The organism is Priestia sp. Y58 (assembly GCF_029522095.1).
Lineage (GTDB): Bacteria > Bacillota > Bacilli > Bacillales > Bacillaceae_H > Priestia > Priestia megaterium_E.
Map to the genome: position 1 here is coordinate 142,524 of NZ_JAKWFL010000004.1, position 19,591 is coordinate 162,114.

General features: G+C 40.7%; 20 protein-coding genes. 16 read left to right on the forward strand and 4 right to left on the reverse strand.

The features are described 5' to 3' along the window. Positions 1-41 precede the first annotated feature (41 nt). Both MMB68_RS13990 and MMB68_RS13995 read left to right on the forward strand, forming a co-directional pair. Positions 42-1,400, forward strand: coding sequence for a GntT/GntP/DsdX family permease (locus MMB68_RS13990; RefSeq protein WP_013055857.1), 1,359 nt, complete (start codon positions 42-44; stop codon positions 1,398-1,400). Between the two features lie 139 nt (positions 1,401-1,539). Further along, on the forward strand, positions 1,540-2,019 hold the full coding sequence (locus MMB68_RS13995; protein ID WP_277549100.1) for a competence protein ComK: 480 nt from the start codon (positions 1,540-1,542) through the stop codon (positions 2,017-2,019). 106 nt (positions 2,020-2,125) lie between these two features. On the opposite strand, the gene MMB68_RS14000 is transcribed toward MMB68_RS13995, so the two are convergent. Further along, complete coding sequence (locus MMB68_RS14000) at positions 2,126-2,617, reverse strand: sigma-70 family RNA polymerase sigma factor (RefSeq protein ID WP_098579135.1); 492 nt, start codon at positions 2,615-2,617, stop codon at positions 2,126-2,128. A gap of 444 nt (positions 2,618-3,061) precedes the next feature. Between MMB68_RS14000 and MMB68_RS14005 the strand changes: the two genes are divergently transcribed. The 5 genes from MMB68_RS14005 to MMB68_RS14025 all read left to right on the forward strand — a co-directional run bounded on the left by MMB68_RS14005 (position 3,062) and on the right by MMB68_RS14025 (position 8,713). Then, complete coding sequence (locus MMB68_RS14005) at positions 3,062-3,808, forward strand: SGNH/GDSL hydrolase family protein (protein ID WP_277549101.1); 747 nt, start codon at positions 3,062-3,064, stop codon at positions 3,806-3,808. Between the two features lie 442 nt (positions 3,809-4,250). Beyond that, entirely contained in the window at positions 4,251-6,665 is a 2,415-nt protein-coding gene (nirB, locus tag MMB68_RS14010; protein WP_277549102.1) for a nitrite reductase large subunit NirB, read from the forward strand. A gap of 18 nt (positions 6,666-6,683) precedes the next feature. Further along, positions 6,684-7,010, forward strand: a complete 327-nt coding sequence (nirD, locus tag MMB68_RS14015) for a nitrite reductase small subunit NirD (protein ID WP_013055862.1) — start codon at positions 6,684-6,686, stop codon at positions 7,008-7,010. 71 nt (positions 7,011-7,081) lie between these two features. Beyond that, positions 7,082-7,852 (forward strand): uroporphyrinogen-III C-methyltransferase, encoded by a 771-nt coding sequence (cobA, locus tag MMB68_RS14020; RefSeq protein WP_221813083.1) that lies wholly within the window; start codon positions 7,082-7,084, stop codon positions 7,850-7,852. A 24-nt stretch (positions 7,853-7,876) separates the two neighbouring features. Beyond that, positions 7,877-8,713: a formate/nitrite transporter family protein gene (locus MMB68_RS14025; protein WP_277549103.1), complete on the forward strand. Its 837-nt coding sequence runs from the start codon at positions 7,877-7,879 to the stop codon at positions 8,711-8,713. A gap of 216 nt (positions 8,714-8,929) precedes the next feature. Here MMB68_RS14025 and MMB68_RS14030 read toward each other — a convergent pair whose 3' ends face one another. Beyond that, positions 8,930-9,256: a cyclic-phosphate processing receiver domain-containing protein gene (locus MMB68_RS14030; protein WP_075422303.1), complete on the reverse strand. Its 327-nt coding sequence runs from the start codon at positions 9,254-9,256 to the stop codon at positions 8,930-8,932. Between the two features lie 455 nt (positions 9,257-9,711). Between MMB68_RS14030 and MMB68_RS14035 the strand changes: the two genes are divergently transcribed. The 8 genes from MMB68_RS14035 to MMB68_RS14070 all read left to right on the forward strand — a co-directional run bounded on the left by MMB68_RS14035 (position 9,712) and on the right by MMB68_RS14070 (position 16,819). After that, entirely contained in the window at positions 9,712-10,689 is a 978-nt protein-coding gene (locus MMB68_RS14035) for a carbohydrate kinase family protein (RefSeq protein ID WP_014461164.1), read from the forward strand. A gap of 452 nt (positions 10,690-11,141) precedes the next feature. After that, entirely contained in the window at positions 11,142-12,005 is an 864-nt protein-coding gene (locus MMB68_RS14040) for a GRP family sugar transporter (protein ID WP_129706892.1), read from the forward strand. 273 nt (positions 12,006-12,278) lie between these two features. Beyond that, positions 12,279-12,737 carry a VOC family protein gene (locus MMB68_RS14045; protein WP_277549104.1) on the forward strand — a complete coding sequence of 153 codons (459 nt, stop codon included), beginning with the start codon at positions 12,279-12,281 and terminating at the stop codon, positions 12,735-12,737. A 100-nt stretch (positions 12,738-12,837) separates the two neighbouring features. Beyond that, positions 12,838-12,975 carry a hypothetical protein gene (locus MMB68_RS14050; RefSeq protein WP_277549105.1) on the forward strand — a complete coding sequence of 46 codons (138 nt, stop codon included), beginning with the start codon at positions 12,838-12,840 and terminating at the stop codon, positions 12,973-12,975. A 166-nt stretch (positions 12,976-13,141) separates the two neighbouring features. Further along, positions 13,142-14,275 carry a DUF2087 domain-containing protein gene (locus MMB68_RS14055; protein ID WP_277549106.1) on the forward strand — a complete coding sequence of 378 codons (1,134 nt, stop codon included), beginning with the start codon at positions 13,142-13,144 and terminating at the stop codon, positions 14,273-14,275. A 62-nt stretch (positions 14,276-14,337) separates the two neighbouring features. Further along, positions 14,338-15,660 carry an MATE family efflux transporter gene (locus tag MMB68_RS14060; protein ID WP_277549173.1) on the forward strand — a complete coding sequence of 441 codons (1,323 nt, stop codon included), beginning with the start codon at positions 14,338-14,340 and terminating at the stop codon, positions 15,658-15,660. Positions 15,661-15,770: 110 nt separating this feature from the next. Beyond that, positions 15,771-16,415, forward strand: coding sequence for a cupin domain-containing protein (locus tag MMB68_RS14065; RefSeq protein WP_277549107.1), 645 nt, complete (start codon positions 15,771-15,773; stop codon positions 16,413-16,415). 131 nt (positions 16,416-16,546) lie between these two features. Beyond that, positions 16,547-16,819 carry a hypothetical protein gene (locus tag MMB68_RS14070; RefSeq protein WP_277549108.1) on the forward strand — a complete coding sequence of 91 codons (273 nt, stop codon included), beginning with the start codon at positions 16,547-16,549 and terminating at the stop codon, positions 16,817-16,819. On the opposite strand, the gene MMB68_RS14075 is transcribed toward MMB68_RS14070, so the two are convergent. Next, positions 16,770-17,600 (reverse strand): LCP family glycopolymer transferase, encoded by an 831-nt coding sequence (locus MMB68_RS14075; protein ID WP_277549109.1) that lies wholly within the window; start codon positions 17,598-17,600, stop codon positions 16,770-16,772. The two genes, MMB68_RS14070 and MMB68_RS14075, sit on opposite strands and share 50 nt — an antisense overlap. Before the next feature lie 76 nt (positions 17,601-17,676). After that, entirely contained in the window at positions 17,677-18,048 is a 372-nt protein-coding gene (locus MMB68_RS14080) for a PilZ domain-containing protein (protein WP_013055873.1), read from the reverse strand. A 568-nt stretch (positions 18,049-18,616) separates the two neighbouring features. On the opposite strand from MMB68_RS14080, the gene corA reads away from it, so the two are divergent. Continuing rightward, complete coding sequence (gene corA, locus MMB68_RS14085; protein WP_013055874.1) at positions 18,617-19,588, forward strand: magnesium/cobalt transporter CorA; 972 nt, start codon at positions 18,617-18,619, stop codon at positions 19,586-19,588. Positions 19,589-19,591 lie beyond the last annotated feature (3 nt).

Here is a 19,591-nt window from a genome sequence, read left to right on the forward strand (position 1 = left end):
TGTACGTACATGAAAAATGGTCACACTAAGGGGATGAACATATGAATTCAGTATTCGGATTAAGTCATGAAGCAAGTCTTTTGCTGTATGCGATTGTATCGATTGTCGGACTGATCTTTTTAATTGCCAAATTTAAAACAAATCCGTTCGTAGCACTGATTGTTGCGGCTTTGTTTATGGGTCTTATTTCAGGAATGAAGCTGCCTGATATCGTAACGGCTTTCCAAGAAGGAGTAGCGAGCGTCTTAGGGTTTATCGCGATTGTTCTTGGTCTTGGAACGATGTTAGGTAAAATGATGGCAGAGTCAGGCGGAGCCGAGCGTATTGCCCGCACGTTAATTAAAGTATTTGGTGAAAAGAACGTACACTGGGCGATGATGGTTGTAGCCGTTATTTGCGGTATCCCGGTCTTTTTCCAAGTTGGCGTTGTGTTATTAATTCCGCTTGTGTTTGTAATTGCCAAGCATACGGGTACGTCACTTATTAAAATTGGTTTATCATTAATTGCCGGTTTAGCCGTTGTTCACAGTTTAGTACCTCCGCATCCGGCAGCGATGCTAGCGGTGGATATCTTTAAAGCAGATTTAGGTAAAACGATTTTGTATTCATTAGTTGTTGCATTTCCAGCTGCAGCAGTGGCGGGTCCGATTTACGGATCGTTCATTTCACGCCGTGTTCACGTAGAGCCAACGGGTGAAATTATGGAGCAGTTCACAGAGTCAAAGCATAAAGATCTTCCTGGCTTCGGAATTACGTTATTCACGATTTTACTACCGGTACTATTAATGCTTTTAGCAACGATCACTGGGTTTGTTTATCCAGAAACAAGTACGATTCGCTACGTAACAAACTTTATCGGAAGTCCAATCGTAGCGCTGTTAATTTCGCTAGTGTTTGCTTTTTATTCGTTCGGTTTTGCAAGAGGGTACAACAAAGATGATTTATTAAAATTCACAAATGAATGTCTTGGACCTGTTGCTTCGATTATTCTAATCATCGGTGCAGGCGGCGGTTTTAACAAAATTTTAACAGCAAGCGGTGTAGGTGACGCGATTGCAGGATTTGCTCAAGATGCACATCTTTCTCCTATCGTGCTAGCGTTTGTGATTGCAGGCTTAATTCGTGCAGCAGTTGGCTCAGCAACAGTAGCAATGACAACAGCAGCAGGTATTGTAGCACCAATTGCAGCAACGATGCCAAACGTAAGCCCAGAGCTGCTAGTACTGGCAACAGGCGCAGGTTCTGTGATGCTATCGCACGTAAATGATTCTGGCTTCTGGTTAATCAAAGAATTCTTTAACATGTCAGTAGCCCAAACGTTAAAAACGTGGACAGTGATGGAAACGATTCTATCATTTGCAGCGTTTGCAATGGTTCTTATTTTAGACATTTTTATTTAAAAGAAAAGCGCTGGCTTCAGCGCTTTTTTCTTTGGATATGAAATATATTCAAAATATTTCAAATAATGAGAAAAAAAGACTAGATTTTTCCCGTTTCGATAGTATAGAATAGTTATAAAGTAGCAAAGGGGGTAGATGTATGACAAATGATGAAAAGTATCAAATTGGTTTGACGACAAAAGCATTAATTCCAGTGAACGATCCTGTGCACCGAACGAAGGTGCTGGATGAAGCAGGAGAATACATGCTAAGCAAGACGTGTAAGCAATTATTAGAAGAAGCGTGCATTCGAGAATTAAGTACGTTTAAGGGATCGATTGCCGCCGTTCGAAAAATGTTTCCGTACAAACAGCTTACGCCGCTTGTTATTAATCGTTCACAAGCCATCATTGCGTTTCCGACATCTTCGCCAAATGACTATGGCTGCGCTTGGATTTTTGCCTCTCATGTTCATACTTCACACACGCTTGCTACAGTTGATCCAACCTCCATGCTAATTCACTTCAAAGATGGAACGTTCATTCCAGTGAAGCTTTCTTATTATAGTTTAGAAAAAAAGCTGGCCAGAGCGGCTGTTATTCGCAATTATTGTTTAGAAAGTCCGCTTTTTTTAGCGTAGTTCGTTCGATTTATCAAACGAACTTGTCCTACATATGAACAATCGGTTGCATGGGACTACACATATGTACTAAAGGAGGAAGCTTAAAATAAGCTTCCTCCTTTTTTTATTCCTGAAGAAGCGAGGCTTTTAGCTTTTTGCGAGCTGCTTTTCCCCAGTTTTTAACGGCTCCCGTGGAGACTCCGTATTTGTAGGCAATATCTTTATACGAGTAGCCTTCTAGCAGATGTTCGAGTACATAGATTTTTTCTCTTCCTGTTAAATGTTCGATATGCTGCTCGATGATTTCACTTTCTAGCGGAACGGGAAGAGCGGGATCTTCGTTCAGTGAAAGCAGGTTTTGCTCAGCCGGTGTTTCACGTTCTTCGTATAAAATGGTGCCTTTTAGATGAGAAAGAATCGTACCGCGCACGGTTGTGTAGGCATAAGCGGAAAAAGAGCCTTTGCTTTCATCAAATTTTTGATACGCTCTCCATAAACCAATTAACGCAATTTGATAATATTCGTCGTAGTCTTTATAAATATGAAATTTTTTAATCATCGATACAATTAATGGATGAAAAGATGAAGCGATTTGATCAAACGAGCTTTTTGGCATCTAGCATTCCTTTTTCAAAAACGCGTTTTTGCTGTATTCCGCCGGTATCTCTACTGTACAAGGGAAAGATCACATGTGCGAATGAACGTACATTATGTTTTCTTTTTAAGAAACGTGACGTAATTTCCCCGGAAACTTCATGTTTCGCTAGGAAATATGCGAAGTATACGTGTATTTGTAGAGATTTTACGTACGAAAGGTCCCCCATTCCAATTTCTACTAATCTATAATTACTCTTATATCGATGTAGCAACTCTACCATCACGGAAGAGCGGTGATGGTAGAGTTGCTAGACCTATCCGGATGAGACCCTCCCTTGCGGGCTGGTCTCATCCGGATAGGTGGACCTTTGAGGGTATATTCTCAGGAGCTACTAATTTTGAGTTCTTCTTTATGAAAGCAAGTTGCTGATATTATAAGAAAAACAGGTAAAGGGGAGATTGAATGAAGGCGATGGTTGGGGTAAATGTGGCGGCGGCTGTTTTGTGCGGGGCGGTGATGTATGCGGGGACGCAGCACTGGCAGGAGCAAACGGAAGCGCAGGCAAGTGAAGTAAAAGCTGCTGTTGTACATAAAGAAAAACAGTTTTCCGATGTATCTGCTTATACAAAAAATCTTCCGGACTTTATTACAAAGCAAATTGAGTCATCTATTGCAAATAAAAAACCTCTAACTCTTGTGGTTGCCACATCGGCAAAGAAAGCAGGGTGGCCTCAGCAGTTAAAAAAAGAGCTAGCAGCTACATATGGAAGTGATGTATTTACGGTCAAAACCTTTTCATACGGCAGCCAAACAACGGATGAGCTTTTATCCTCACATATTGCCGATCAAATTGATCAGCTTCAGCCAAACATTATTCTGTTTGAAGCACCTCTTAAAAATGACTATCAGCATCTTACGCTAGATGAGACGCTTGAAAATACAGACAAGCTGATTCATCAGCTCAAAGACTTGAAAAAAACCCTTATGATTCAGCCGTCACAGCCATATATTTCACAAACCGAGTCCTATGAAGAAGGGGTAGAAGCGATCAGGGGAGTCTCTGAATCAAACTGGGTATATTATATGAATCACTCGCTCATTTGGCCGTTTCATTTAGGAGAGTATATAAATAAAGACAGCGGTGATTTAACGAAAAAAGGAAATGAGGTGTGGGGAGAATATGTTGTGAATTGGTTTACAGGAGAATAAAAAGACAAGCCCTCTTTCAAAAGAAAGAGGGCTTGTCTTTTATAGTTTTATAAGATTATGACTTTTCCTTGTTCTGATAAAAGGATAGATGCCAAGATACTAACCCAAGTCTTTAGAAAAAGACTATGAAGCTATTGCTCATTTTTAATAGGAGTGATTTTTATCATAGCTCAGGTTATTTATTCTTGCTAAATTAATGTTGTGAAAAACATCACAAAATAAAATGAAAAGGATGATCCAAATTAAAACGTAATTAGACCACTTATTTTTTTTGCTTGCTGTTAAAGCAATGGAATCGCATACATACCATAACTGTGTTAGATAATCTAACACATAAGTTGAACGATTCAGAAAATTCATATATCTTAAATGTATCTTTAAAGATGCATAGAAAATATATCTTTGAAACAAGCAGGTATAGACGCCAGGGGAGGAATAGAAGATGCAAAAAAAGAAACTCGTATTGATTGGAAATGGAATGGCTGGAGTTCGAGCGATTGAAGAAGTATTGAAGGTTTCAAACGAAGCGTTTGAAATTACGATTTTCGGAAGCGAGCCGCATCCGAACTATAATCGTATTTTACTATCAAAAGTGCTGCAAGGAGATACGAATGTTGAAGACATTACGTTAAACGATTGGAACTGGTATCAAGAAAACAATATTACATTATATACGGGCGAAACGGTTACTAGTATCGATTCAGTAAAAAAAGAAGTAGCGACAAACAGCGGCAGAGTAGAATCGTATGATGAGTTAATTTTAGCAACGGGCTCTCTTCCTTTTATTCTTCCGATTCCAGGGTCTGATAAAAAAGGAGTTACGGCTTTTCGAGATATAAAAGACACGGATGAAATGCTGCAGGCTTCTCAGCAGTATAAAAAAGCAGCGGTTATTGGAGGCGGACTGCTTGGATTAGAAGCGGCGCGCGGACTTTTAAATTTAGGAATGGACGTATCTGTGATTCATCTAGCTCCGTATTTAATGGAACGCCAGCTTGATCCAACTGCCGGCAAACTGCTTCAAAACGAATTAGAAAAACAAGGTATGAAGTTTTTGCTTGAAAAACAAACGGGGGAAATCGTCGGCGATGAGCGAGTTGAAGGGCTATCCTTTAAAGACGGGACGTTTTTAGAAGCTGATTTAGTCGTGATGGCCGTTGGAATTAAACCAAATGTTCAGCTTGCAAAAGAAGCGGGACTTAACGTAAATCGAGGAATTGTTGTGAATGACTATATGCAAACGGATATTCCAAACATCTACGCGGTTGGAGAATGTGCGGAGCATAGAGGAATGGTATACGGACTAGTGGCACCTTTGTATGAACAAGGAAAAGCATTAGCAAAAGCGATTTGCGGAGCAGAAAAAGTGCCTTATGAAGGATCGGTTTTATCAACGCAGCTAAAAGTATCAGGTGTTGAAGTGTTTTCGGCAGGCGACTTCACGGAAGATGAAGAGAAAAAAGCGATTAAAGTGTTCGATGAACAAGACGGCATTTATAAAAAGCTTGTTTTGCGAGGGAATCAAATCGTAGGAGCTGTTCTTTTTGGAGACAGCAGCGACGGAAATCGACTGTTTTCAATGATTCAAAAGCAAGAAGATGTATCCGATGTCGCAAAAGTGTCGATTTTACAGCCGTCTGGCGGTAACGCGGGTGAAAGCTTAGTCGCAAGTATGAGCGCGGATGATATTATTTGCGGCTGTAACGGTGTAACAAAAGGTACGATTGTGGAAGCTATCCAAAAGCAAGGATGCTCATCGGTTGATGAAATCAAAGCTTGTACAAGTGCCTCACGCTCTTGCGGAGGATGTAAACCGCTTGTAGCGGAAGTGCTTCAGCATACTCTTGGCGCTGACTTTGACGCGGCAGCTCAAAAAGAAGCGATTTGCGGCTGTACGACTCTGTCACGAGATGAAGTTGTCGAAGAAATCAAAGCAAAAGGACTTTCGCATACGCGTGAAGTTATGAATGTACTCGGATGGAATAATGAAGAAGGCTGTTCGAAATGCCGTCCGGCGCTAAACTATTATTTAGGTATGGTGAATCCAACCGGATACGTTGATGAACGCGAATCACGATTTGTGAATGAACGCATGCACGCAAATATTCAAAAAGACGGTACGTATTCTGTTGTTCCTCGCATGTACGGAGGCGTTACAAATGCAGAAGATTTACGAAAAATTGCAGATGTTGTTGATAAATATGAAATTCCGCTCGTAAAAGTGACGGGTGGGCAGCGTCTTGATTTGTTTGGTGTTAAAAAAGAAGATTTGCCTAGCGTATGGGAAGAGTTAGATATGCCTTCTGGCTATGCGTACGGCAAGTCGCTGCGGACTGTGAAAACATGCGTCGGCGAACAGTTTTGCCGTTTTGGCACGCAGGATTCAATGGGTGTTGGAATTGCGCTTGAGAAAAAATTTGAAGGACTATGGACGCCTCATAAAGTGAAAATGGCTGTATCTGCTTGTCCGAGAAGCTGTGCTGAGTCAGGCATTAAAGATATTGGCTTTATTGGAATTGACGGCGGCTGGGAAATTTACGTGGGCGGAAATGGAGGTACGCATCTTCGCGGCGGAGATTTATTGTATAAAGTAAAAACAGACGAAGAATTGATGGACATTACAGGAGCTTATTTGCAGTATTACCGAGAAACGGCTAATTACTTAGAGCGTACGTCTGCATGGATTGAGCGTATGGGACTTTCGCACATTCAATCAGTGCTTGATGACGCTGAGACGAGAAGAGAACTGAATATGCGTATGGACGAAGCGTTATCTACGTACCGTGATCCTTGGAAAGAAATCGTCGAAAGCAAAAAGACGAAAAAAGAGCTGTTTGAAACAGTTGTCACATCATAAAGCTGGGAGGAAATAAAGATGGTGAATAAAAACATTACAAAAGTATGCGTAGGGTCAATTCATGATTTTCCGGTAAGCCTAGGTAAAACAGTGAAAGTAAACGGAAAAGAAATTGCAGTGTTTAAGCTATCAAGCGGAAAAATACGGGCAATTGAAAATCGCTGTCCGCATAAAGGCGGGGTGCTCAGTGAAGGAATCGTGAGCGGCGACTCGGTGTTCTGTCCGATGCACGACTGGAAAATTTGCTTGCATGACGGCAACGTACAAGAGCCTGACAGCGGATGTGTAGACACGTATGAAGCGTCTGTTGAAGGAGATTTGCTGTATCTTTTAATTGAAGAATAAGTAACGTGGCGCGTTGATTTTCAACGCGCCACAAAAATTCAAGGGGACACACTAAAAGGAGCGAAGCAAAAATGAGAACAGGAAAAGTGTACATTGTAGGAGCCGGACCAGGAGATCCAGATTTACTAACGATAAAAGCAGCCAAATGTTTAGAAAAAGCAGATGTTATTTTATACGACCGGTTAGTGAACCCTGTTCTTCTTCAGTATGCAAAAGAAGGAGCCGAACTCGTCTACTGCGGGAAAAAGCCTGGTGATCACTGCGTTTCTCAAGAGGATATTCATGATTTGCTTGTATTCTATGCAAGAAAAGGAAACATCGTCGTCCGGTTAAAAGGCGGAGATCCGTTTATTTTCGGAAGAGGCGGGGAAGAAGCAGAAGTGCTCGCTCAGCATGGAATTCCATTTGAAATCGTTCCAGGTATTACAGCAGGCATCGCGGCACCGGCCTATGCTGGAATCCCTGTGACGCATCGGGAGCTGAGCCGTTCGTTTGCCGTTGTGACGGGACACTGCTTGAGCGGCAAGCCGGAAAGTATTCGCTGGGAGCATTTAGCAAAAGGCGTTGATACGCTTGCGATCTATATGGGCGTTAAAAACTTGCCGTATATTTGCCGTCAGCTTTTAGACGCCGGAAAAAGCGCAGATACGCCGGTCGCTCTTATTGAACAAGGCACGTCGGTTTATCAGCGCACGGTTACAGGTACGCTTGGCACTATCGTAGGCGTAGCCTCGGAGCAGCAAGTGAGCAATCCCGCGATGATTGTGATTGGTGAAGTGGTGAAGCAAGCTTCTGCTCTTTCTTGGTTTTTGGAAAAAACAGAAGAAAAAGTATGCGTCTAAGATGAATAAAAGGAGGAAACGCTTTTGTTTAAGAATTCACTGCAGTCAATGAATGAGTTAGCCCGTGAAAAAACGAAGCTTGTGAATGATCATTTGCCGAGTTATTTGCTGTTAGCTGTGCTAGCGGGTGCTTATGTAGGACTTGGCGTTATATTAGCTCTATCGGTAGGAGCGCCTTTAGCTTCTGCTTCTTTACCGGTCGTTTCTCTTGTGATGGGGTTATCTTTTGCTGTTGCTCTCCTGCTTGTCGTATTTGCAGGAGCTGAATTGTTTACGGGGAATCATATGGTTTATACGGTCAGTACGCTATCGGGAGTCACGACATGGAAAGATACGTTCAAAAACTGGACGTGGTGTTTTATCGGAAATACGATAGGTGCGTTTGGGCTTTGTTTGTTAATTACCGGAACCGGTTTGTTTAAAGGAATTGAACCGAACCATTTACTCATGACGCTGGCAGCTAAAAAAATGAATTTGCCGGTCAGTGAATTATTTTTCCGCGGCATCCTTTGCAACTGGCTTGTGTGCCTGGCGATTTGGACGGCTGCGCGCACTAAAAGCGATGCGGCAAAGATCATGCTTATTTTTTGGATGCTTTTTGCATTTGTGGCTTCAGGATACGAGCACAGCGTGGCAAATATGACGTTTCTTGGTCTAGCTTTATTGCTTCCGCATTCCGATGCGATTTCGGCTGCTGGACTATTTCATAACTTGATTCCTGTTACACTCGGAAACATCGTAGGGGGAGGATTGTTTGTAGGAAACATTTACTGGTTCGTGAACGCTAGGCAGCTAAAAGAAGCTAAAAAACAGCCGGCTGCTCTCTCAGCTGATTTGGATTCTGCTAAACTGTCTAAATAGCAAAAACCGCTCTTTGTACCATATAGTCTGCTTTTTAAAGCTATCATAACGGTATTTTAGAGCGGTTTTCTTCTATATAATATAAACTGCTTAAAGCGTATTCACATCTATACGTATCGAACAAGCAGTATCGTTCTTCATTTTATAGAAACAGGAAGTCTGTGAGAATTGAATCCGGACAGATTCTGTTGAAATGAATGTGTGAGGGTGCAGATATCATCGAAGAGGCAGAGGGCATCTTAGAATTTTAATATTGTTTGGCATTTTATGCTCTTTTTGAGCTTCCTTAAAGCAGTTGTACATTGCTTTGCTGCCTGAATGATTAGCGGAGTGAATCGTAATTCGATCGGCATATAAATGATGCTTTACCATAAAATGCACGAGCATTAATCCATTCCGTGTCTTGCTGAGTAAATCGTGATCGAGTGATAAATGTTCAACGTCGAATGATCTTAGCAGATCAATACATTCATCAATCGTTTCGGCTAAAACATGACCGTCAGGGCACTTGCGATAGTCGTCTAGAAAAACATTGATTTTCATGACTGATTCTCCCTTCCTTGCCTTGTATTTAGTGTAACATACATAATGTCATATACCTACCTAAGTCTATTCGACACGTTTTAAGCTATTCCTTCTTAAATAGGGGTAAAAACACGAATTTTTATCATTATTTGCATATTCGCGGCGAATAAACAGGAAATAAGGAAAGAGATGTCGAACGAAAAGTGAATAGATAAACAGTTTAAACTGGAAATTAACTTTTTTTATTCTCCCATCTTTGTGTAAGAGAGTCATTTTAACCCTAGATTTGACAAGGGATGGAAGGGGTTTGACTTATAAAAGATTGTCAGAAGAAAACGATAATTTGCGATTTTTTTAAAATAAATTGGAAATTTCTCTTTACGAAAAAGATGTTTGGGACGTATAATTTGATTTAAGGATTTTTTGGAACATAGTATGACAATATGACAAAAAAGAAAAGTAAGGTGAATAGAATGGGTAAGTTATTTAGTATCGGTGAAGTATTAATTGATATGATTCCAGCTCAAAAAGGTCTTCAATTAAAAGAAGTGGAATCGTTTACGCGTGTGCCAGGCGGAGCGCCGGCAAACGTTGCGGCAGTTGTTGCTACATACGGTAATGAGTCAGCGCTTATTACAAAAGTTGGAGAAGATGCGTTTGGAGACTTTCTAGTAGATACGCTTCGTGAAGTAGGAGTAGGTACTGATATGGTCTATCGTACAGAAGAAGCAAACACAGCTTTAGCTTTTGTTTCTCTGCGTGAAGACGGAGAAAGAGATTTCAGCTTCTATCGTAATCCTTCAGCAGATTTATTGCTAACAGAAGACGAAATTAACCCTGATTGGTTTGCAAGCAACGATCTTCTTCATTTCTGTTCGGTTGATTTAGTTGAAAGTCCTATGAAATACGCTCATATGAAAGCGATTAAAAGCATGAAAGAAAAAGGCGGAGTTATCAGCTTTGATCCAAATGTACGTCTTCCACTGTGGAAAGATCATGAGCTATGCCGTCAAACAATTTTAGAATTTATTCCTCAAGCGCACATTGTCAAAATTTCAGACGACGAGCTAGCGTTTATCACAGGCATTGAAGATGAACAGCAAGCAATTCAGTCTCTATTTACAGGTGACGTTCAAGTAGTTGTGTTCACAAAAGGTGCAGAAGGCGCAACGCTTTATACAAAAGAAGCTGTCTATGAATCAAACGGTTACAAAGTAGCGGTTGTTGATACAACAGGTGCAGGAGATGCGTTTATTGGCGGATTCCTTTATCAGCTATTAAGCCGCGATGTGTCACAAGAAAACTTAACAGCTATTCTTGACTCAGACCACGATGCTATTTTGCGCTTTGCCAATGCAAGCGGTGCCTTAACGACAACTGGAAAAGGTGCGATCAGTTCCATTCCAGCCAAAGAAGTAGTCGAGCAATTTTGTAAGCCTGTAGCTAACTAAAATGAAAAGGCTTTATCTCTTCTTATTTTCAATCAGCAGAGGCGCTAGTTTCTGCTGATTGCAGATCACATAAGAGGAAAAAGCGAGCTACGGAGCAAGAAGAAAAAAATTTTTTCTGTTTTTAAAAAATAATCAAAAAAATTTCTAGCTAAATAATAAATGTTCGTGTTAGTATAATACGAGCAGCAGGAAATAGCAGTTTTACCACCATTTATGAAAACGTTATATATTTATCGATGTAGAAAATTTAATAGAATCAAAGAGCGATCCTATTAAATTTTCTAGACCTATGCGTCTGTTGCCCCCCTTGCGGGTAGGCAGCAGACGCATAGGTGAACCTTTGGGGGAATATCCGAGGGGGAACAAGCGTGTAGCCCTTGGTAAAAGAAAAGCAGCAGGTCGTTACATACGATGTACATAGATTAGAAATAGGAAAGTAGGTTAAGAGAAAGATGGATATTTTGCTAGGTGTTCTTCCTTCCGTTGCGTGGGGAAGCATGATTTTAGTTAGTATGAAGATGGGCGGTGGACCTTACAGTCAAACGCTGGGAACAATTATTGGAGCTTTGATTCTTTCATTTGTTCAGTTTATGATTGTTCAGCCGGTGTTAACGCCAACGCTCGTTATTGTCGGAATTGTTTCAGGTTTGTTCTGGTCAGTAGGTCAAAGCAATCAGTTTAAAAGTGTTCCATACCTTGGGGTTTCAAAGTCAATGCCGATTTCAACCGGTATGCAATTAGTATCAACAGCTCTTTTTGGTGTTATTGTATTTAAAGAATGGTCAACGCTTCAAACGATTGTGCTTGGATCTATTGCGATTCTTTTAATACTAGCAGGCGTTGTGCTTTCTTCATTAGACGGTAAAAAAGAAGGTGCACAAGGGGCTCCAGGACAAACGAAAAAAGGAGTTATCACTCTTATCATTTCAAGTCTAGGATTCTTAGTTTACGTAGTTATCGCACGTATCTTCAACGTAGACGCATGGGCAGCACTATTCCCGCAAGCAATCGGTATGTTAATTGGGGGCTTAATCATTACATACAAACATAAGCCATTTAACAAATATACGATTCGCAATATCTTACCAGGTCTAATCTGGGCATCTGGAAACATGTTCTTATTCTTATCTCAATCAAGACTAGGCGTAGCAACAAGCTTTTCATTATCGCAAATGGGTATCGTTATTTCAATTTTTGGCGGTATTGTCTTCTTGGGAGAAAAGAAAACAAAGCGTCAATTATTTTATGTATCTCTTGCGAGTGTACTGATTATTTCAGGCGGTATCTGTATCGGCCTCGCCAAAGCTCATACTTGATTTATCGATGTAGAAAAAACCTCATGGCTAAAGTGCAGCCATGAGGTTTTTTCTAGACCTATGGTTTTGAGGCCACCCCTTGCGGGGTGGCCTCAAAACCATAGTTAAGGTCAAAATCTTAGTCAAAACCTACCCATATGCTCTTCTGAGTTTCAAAGCTGTATGTTCCTGTTGGGGGTTCTCGTTCTTAAGGCTGATTGTTTTTCATTCTTTGTTAGGAAGCTGTTTGGTGTGAGATGGCTTATAGTAGTAGGAAAGGATGGAGGGAAGGCTATGATTAAGAGTATTTGTGAGACGCATGTGCAGGTGCGGAATTTGGAGGATTCGATTGAGTTTTATAGACGTCTTGGGCTGACGTTTGTTCATAAAATTGAAGAGAGGCGGTGTGCTTTTTTCTTTGTTGGGGAACAAAAGCAGATGCTTGGGCTATGGGAAACAAACGAAAAAGAGTTAAAAAGGAGTCATTTTGCTTTTGGAATTGAGGCAACGGATATTCATGAAGCGTTAACGTGGCTGCGTTCAAAAGGCATTGAACCAGAAAAGACGTCGTTTGGAAAGCCGCAGACAGAGCCGATTGTTCATACGTGGATGCCGGCAGCGTGCGTGTATTTTAATGACCCTGACGGTAACAGCTTGGAATTAATTACGCTTTTGAATGATGAGTCTGTTGTATCTAAGGATTTTCCGTATTTAAGTGAGTGGAATAAAGAAACCGGGACGAAATTATTTTAGCCTAAGTGAAAAACGAACCATTGATCAACGTGTTTGATTAGCGGTTCGTTTTTTTTGTTATGGTAAACGCAGGTTTGATCTGTTTTGTTCCTTCTAGCAGTTGATTGGAGGGCAAGGCGAAGACTCCTGCGGGAAAAGCGGAACAGGTGAGACCCCACAGGAGCGTAAGCGACGAGGAGGCTCACCGGCCGCCCGCGGAAAGCGAAGTCTTGCACGGGAATCAACTGCGGTGTCATAAGCGATTTATACGAGCTCGTGTATCCCGTTTGTTCATCTTTAGGTTGGATTCATTTCGTTATGTCTCAACCTTTTTTATGTATCATAAACGTATAATTGACATAAAGATAAACATATAATATATTTGTTTATAAATTAATAAACAAAATAGAAAGGTGTCTATTTGAATGGTAAACGACTTGTTTTGGGAATCATCTTTTGAAGATATGAAGAAAGGGTACGGGGAAAGCGAAGATCACTACCACTGCTTACTGTGCGGTGAAAGTATTGAAAAAGGCATTATTTATCCGGTGGAAGGTGTTTTTTATGAAGCAAAACGCTATATGAAGCTTCATATTGAACAGCAGCACGGATCTGTATTTCATCATTTAATAGGGCTAGATAAAGAGGTAACCGGTCTTTCTGATCATCAAAAAAATTTAGTGAAGTTTTTTAAAGAAGGAAAAAGCGATAGTGATATTCAAAAAGAAATGGGAATCGGCAGTTCATCCACCATTCGGAATCACCGCTTTACGTTAAAAAAGAAAGAGCGTCAGGCAAAAGTGTTTTTAACGCTGATGGAACTGTTAAACGACGGGGAAGAAAAGAAGGCGGTACCTGTAACAAATACGGCGCCTAGAAGAAGTCAGCGCTACAGCGTGAGTGATGAAGAACGTGAAAAAATTTTAGCGAAGAATTTTCCGCAAGGTTTAAGCGGACCTCTTCGCACCTTTCACTTGCAAGAAAAACACCGTCTTGTTGTTCTTGAAGAATTAAGCGGGCATTTTGATTTTGGTAGCACGTATACCGAAAAAGAAGTAAATGATAGGTTAACACCTTTTTATGACGATTATGCGGTGCTGCGACGCTATTTAATTGAGTACGGGTTCTTAGAGCGCAGCGCAGACGGAAGCAGCTACTGGAGAAAAGGAGAGACAGGGATGAGTATGGACTCAAAAGACTATAAAAAACAAATGAAACAACTAGCGAAAGAAGTAAAAACAGAAGGCGGCGTGTATCAAATTAAAAACCTTCAAAACGATAAAATTTACATTGGCTCTACGCCTAACATCAAAACGTTAAACGGCGTAAAGTTCACGTTAAAGACGAACACTCATCAAAATAAAGAGCTTCAAAACGAGTGGAATACGTACGGAGCGGATGCTTTTTCAATTGAGATGCTGGAAACGATTAAAAGAGAAGAAGAAAAAGCACTTTCAAAAAAGGATTTGCTAAAACTAGAAGCGAAATGGTTAGAGAAGCTGCAGCCTTACGGCGAAAAAGGCTATCATTCGCCGAAAGCTGATACAAAGGAGAAATAGGTGTGAAGAATCAAGATGTGAAAAGTGAAGTAGTGGAATCAGAAAAATCCGTCAGTAAGCTGATGCTTGTGTTTTTGATTCCGCTCATGTTAAGTAACGCCATGCAGTCAGTTGGGCAGCTGGCGGGAAGTATTATTGTCGGAAGAACGCTTGGAGTTGATGCATTAGCCGCTATTTCCGCTTTTTTTCCTCTGTTTTTTCTGCTCGTGTCATTTTCGATTGGAATTGGTTCAGGAAGTTCTATTTTAATCGGGCAAGCGTACGGCGCACAAAATGAAAAACGAGTCAAAGAAATTATCGGTACCACGCTCACGTTTACATTTTTAGTTGGAATTGTGCTTGCTGTTTTGGGAAGCATATTTGCTCCGGAGATTCTTCGGATTATGGGAACGCCGGCTAATATTATTGATGTAACGGTTCACTATGCGCGCATTTTGTTTGTGGCGATTCCTGTTTTGTTTTTATACTTTGTTTATACGACGTTTATGCGCGGAACCGGAGACTCTAAAACGCCTTTTTACTTTTTAGTTGTAAGTACGGTCTTAAACCTCATTTTTCTTCCGATTTTAATTTTTGGATGGATCGGAGTGCCAAAGCTTGGCGTGTACGGCGCTGCGTACGCAACGGTGTTTTCAACCGTATTAACGTTCGTTATTATGATTATCTATTTACGCAAGAAAAATCATCCGTTAAAGTTTGACTCATCTATTTCATTAAAAATGGACGGAACGCTTTTAAAGCTGCTTATGCGTTTAGGGATTCCAGCTAGTATCAATATGATTTTAGTTTCTCTTTCTGAAATCGCGGTTATTACGTTTGTAAATGGATTTGGCTCAGACGCTACAGCAGCGTACGGAGCGGTGAACCAAGTGGCAAGCTATGTACAAATGCCGGCAATCAGCTTAGGAATTGCGGTTTCTATTTTTGCGGCGCAGTCGATTGGCGCCAATAAATTTGAGCGTTTAAAAGAAGTTATCCGCTCTGGAATTATGCTGAATTACGTTATTGGCAGCGTATTGATTTTACTTATTTATCTCTTTTCCAATCAAATTTTAGCGCTGTTTTTAACAAGTCAGCACACGCTCCATATTGCTGAAGAGCTGTTAGTGATAACACTTTGGAGCTATTTGATTTTCGGTCATGCGCAAATTATTACCGCTACGATGCGAGCAAGCGGAACGGTGCTTTGGCCTACGGTCTTTAGTATTATGGCTATTTGGTGTGTAGAAGTACCCGTAGCCTACGTGTTATCGCAGTTCACGTCTCTTGCAATCAAAGGGATTTGGATTGGATATCCAGCGGCGTTTGTGGTTAGCTTAATCCTGCAGTACAGCTATTATCAATTTGTATGGAAGAAAAAGAAAATTGAACGTCTTGTCGGATAAAAAACGAGTGGAAACGCTCGTTTTTTATTTTTCCTAATTAAAACACCCTGAGCTAAGAATTTTAATAGGATAGTGCATATAACTTTTTGATGAAAAGAGGGTATGACACTATGAGTAAATCTGGATTTGTGCCGGATAATTCAAATATTAAAAAAAGCTCAGGAACGCCTAATCTGTCAGTGAATTATAAGCAAAACGTCCTGTTCAAACGAAACGACCAAAATATAGCGTATCAACTAACCTCAACTCAGCTGCCTGCAATGCTCGGAGGTGCTTTTGTTGATTTATATATGACGAAAGGGCATATGAGAGAGCCGCACTGGCATCCAAACGCGTGGGAATTAGATGTCGTCGTTTCAGGTGAAGTGCAGGTGTCTGTCTTGGACCCTGATACAAGCAGCATGCACAATTACCGGATAAAAGAAGGCGAAGTTGTTTTTATACCGATGGGCTGGTGGCATTGGATTGAGCCCTTATCGGAAGAAGCGCATCTTCATCTCTTTTTTAACAATGATCAATTCGAATCTACAGAAGGATCCGACGTGCTGCGCTTAACGCCTCCGATCGTGTTTCAAAAAGCATACGGAGTAAGCGCAAGCGAAGTAGCAGAAGCCGTTGCTCCGATTACGGATACGGTTGTGCTTGGACCGCCTAATAATCATTCTTTTTATCAAAAGAGCTATCTCAAAGATGAACGGGATGAACAAATTGTGGTTAAAATAAATGAAAAAGTGGTGCCTGCTGAAGATAAGTAGCAAAAAAAGAGGCTGGGATAAAAGTCTTTTAGGCGAAGTGAAAAACGAACCATGAATCAAAATGTTTAATTCACGGTTCGTTTTTCTGTTATGGTGAACGTAGATTTCATCTGTTTCATTCCTTCTAGCAGTTGATTGAAGGGCAAGGCGAAGACTCCTGCGGGAAAAGCGGAACAGATGAGACCCCGCAGAAGCGTAAGCGACGAGGAGGCTCAGCGGCCGCCCGCGGAAAGCGAAGTCTTGCACGGAAATCAACTGCGGTGTCACAAGCAGTTCAGCTTATGTATCTCCTTTGGTCGTCTTTAGATTGGTTTCATTTTGTTATGTCCCAGCCTCTTTTTCGTGAAGCGTTTTTTATAAAAACAGATCGCTACGTTCTAAGTGCTTATACAGCCGCGTTGTGACTTGTTTTTGGTTCCATTCGTTTTGCGGAAACTGCTGCTTGTCTACGTGAGAAACTGCCGGTTTGTAGGTTTTTTGAATCCGTTTGATATCATTAAACGTTGCGTTGGTTTCAATGTGATCAGCGAGCGTAAATACAAGAGAATGCAGCTTTGTAACATTGGGAATCGTAGCTGCTTGGCTGAAAATGGCTTTCGCGACGGACAGCTGTCTTTCATGTGCAGTAAAGATGTCTTGATCATTACGCTCCTTTAAAAAAACAAGTGCTTCTTTTCCGTTAAGGCGAATCGATCCTTTTGGAAAAACAATGTTGCTATGTTCAAAAGCACGTTTGTTTGTGACGATAATGCCGCCTAATTTATCTACAGCATCGACGACTGACTGCTGATCCATTTTGACATAATAATCAACAGGAAGCTTTGCATACGTTTCGACGTTCTTTACGACAGCATTCATATTTCCTTGGTGATAAATGGTTCGCAGTGTATCATTGCCGAGCTGAGTTGACCCTGGCAAGTGGGTCATTTTTATTGATTCATGCTGCTTATTAACAGTCATATACACAAATGAAGTATTTTGATGGTTTTCTTGAATTAAAAGCAGGGAAAACGGTTGCCCTTTTTTTAAATTGACGTGTGTTTTGTTACCATGCTCAAGCGGTACATACGTTTGAGCAACGGCAGCTTTCACCGTATGATAGCCTGCAAATGTGATGCTGACAAAACTGACGAGTAAAAATAGTACGAGACCGCCAATCCACTCTTTTTTTGCTTTGCTGCTCATCGTCTCACCTTTTTCTATCGAAGTCGTTCGTAGTATTGCCATCTTAAAAGGGGAGTAAAACAAATGAGCGCTATTTTTATTGCGTATCTCGCTTTTTCTTGGCGTAGGTTTTGAGCTCTGTAATTAAGATTGCTTGTTCTTCCACATCGTTAAACGCTTCAATGCCATAAAGGTATTCGGTGTGCCGTTTTTCTTTCCACACGCAAAGTCCGGTAATATGGATGGGTTTTTCATTTAAATAAAAGCTGATTTTTAGCTGAATTTGATGGTTAAAAATAGGTAAATCAAGCGGCGTAATTATTTTGATTCCTTTTGGTGAAAGGTCGATAACGGACAAAGGACCTGGCTTAGAATCGATTTCTTTGTTGTCGTATTTAGCAATGGAAAACGTTCCAACAATGGGAGTCTCAAATAAAAAGCGAAACGGTTCTTCACGTTTAAAATGCATGTATCATCAGTCCTTTTCGTAATCTAAGTTTGTTAAGTAAGTATTCGATTAAAATCTAAAAATTCCTACACGTTTTTCCTCATTACGAATATAATACGTATCGATTTAGAAAATCGTAGGCGATCCACCTTGCGGGGGTGACCGCCTACGATTAGGTGAATCTTTGTGGGAGGATTCAAGAGGTCTTAGTTATCGATTGCCGATTGTGAGTACTATTGGATTATTAAATAGCGGGTATATTAGTAAGACATTCGTAAAATAAGGGTATAATAACTGCTTTTATAGTATCGGAAGTTTTGTTTGAAACTTTAAATAGCGAGGGAAAGGTTTTGAAAAAAGCGCTACGCTAGAGTTAGATTGTATGTTAAAATTAAACTTTGTGAAGTAGCTGTATTACAAGTCAGCGTTCCTTCAACTAATTAGGAGGTGAGATGAATGGGCACTGATGACCCCATTTCGATGAAGGTTACTGCAAAACAAGATAGGGGCAACAAAGGTGTATATGTTCCTCTCATTTCAACGAAGGAAAATACCCCTTAATGCCTCAATGATGTGAGGTGAAAAATCAATGATTAAAACATACTTATATGATGATGAAACAAAAGAAATGGTAACGAATCTTGATTTAGGAGACGTGCATGAAAAATTGCGCAATCCTGATAATTTGCTGTGGATTGATTTGTATGATGTCCACGGACAAGAGCTTGCTCAAATTGCTAAATTATTCGATTTTCACCCATTGGCGATTGAAGACTGCTTACACGACAGTCCTCGCGCTAAAATGGATGATTACGAAGACTATAAATTTTTCGTTTTTCACGCGCTTCGCTATAACGAAGAAAGTGATGACGAGATTACGACGCTTGAGTTAAATGCCTTTGTCGGATCAAATTACGTAGTGACGATTCATAAACATAAAATGGGCTGGCTTCGCAAAATGGATGCTGTGTGCTCACGCTATCCAAAGTTTATGAACCGCGGCGCCGACTTTTTATTGTATGCTTTGATTGATGGCATCACGGACGAATACTTTCCGATTTTAGACCGAATTGACATGCGTATTGATGAACTAGAAGATGAAATCTACAACAAAGAAGTGCGCGGAGTGACGGAAGAGTTCTTGGCGTTAAAAAGAACGATTATCTTAATCCGGCGCGTTATTCTGCCTCAGCGCCGAATATTCTTAACGGTTAATGGAAAGTGGAAATTCGACATACGAGAAGAAAACGTTCCTTTCTACATTGATTTGCTTGACCACTTAGAGCGTATTGTAGACTCTGCTGAAACGTTTAGAGACCTCGTAAACAGTGCACTTGATACGTATTATTCTATTACCAATGCAACTTCATCGGAAAAACTGAACGTCTTAACGTTGATTTCAACGATTATGCTTCCGCTCACGTTCGTAACCGGATTTTTTGGGATGAACGTACCGATTCCATATCAAAATTCCCACTGGGCTACTGCTGTTATTATTGTTATGTTAATTGTGTTAACGTGGGGAATGTGGAAATACTTTAAAAACAAACAGCTTTTATAACAA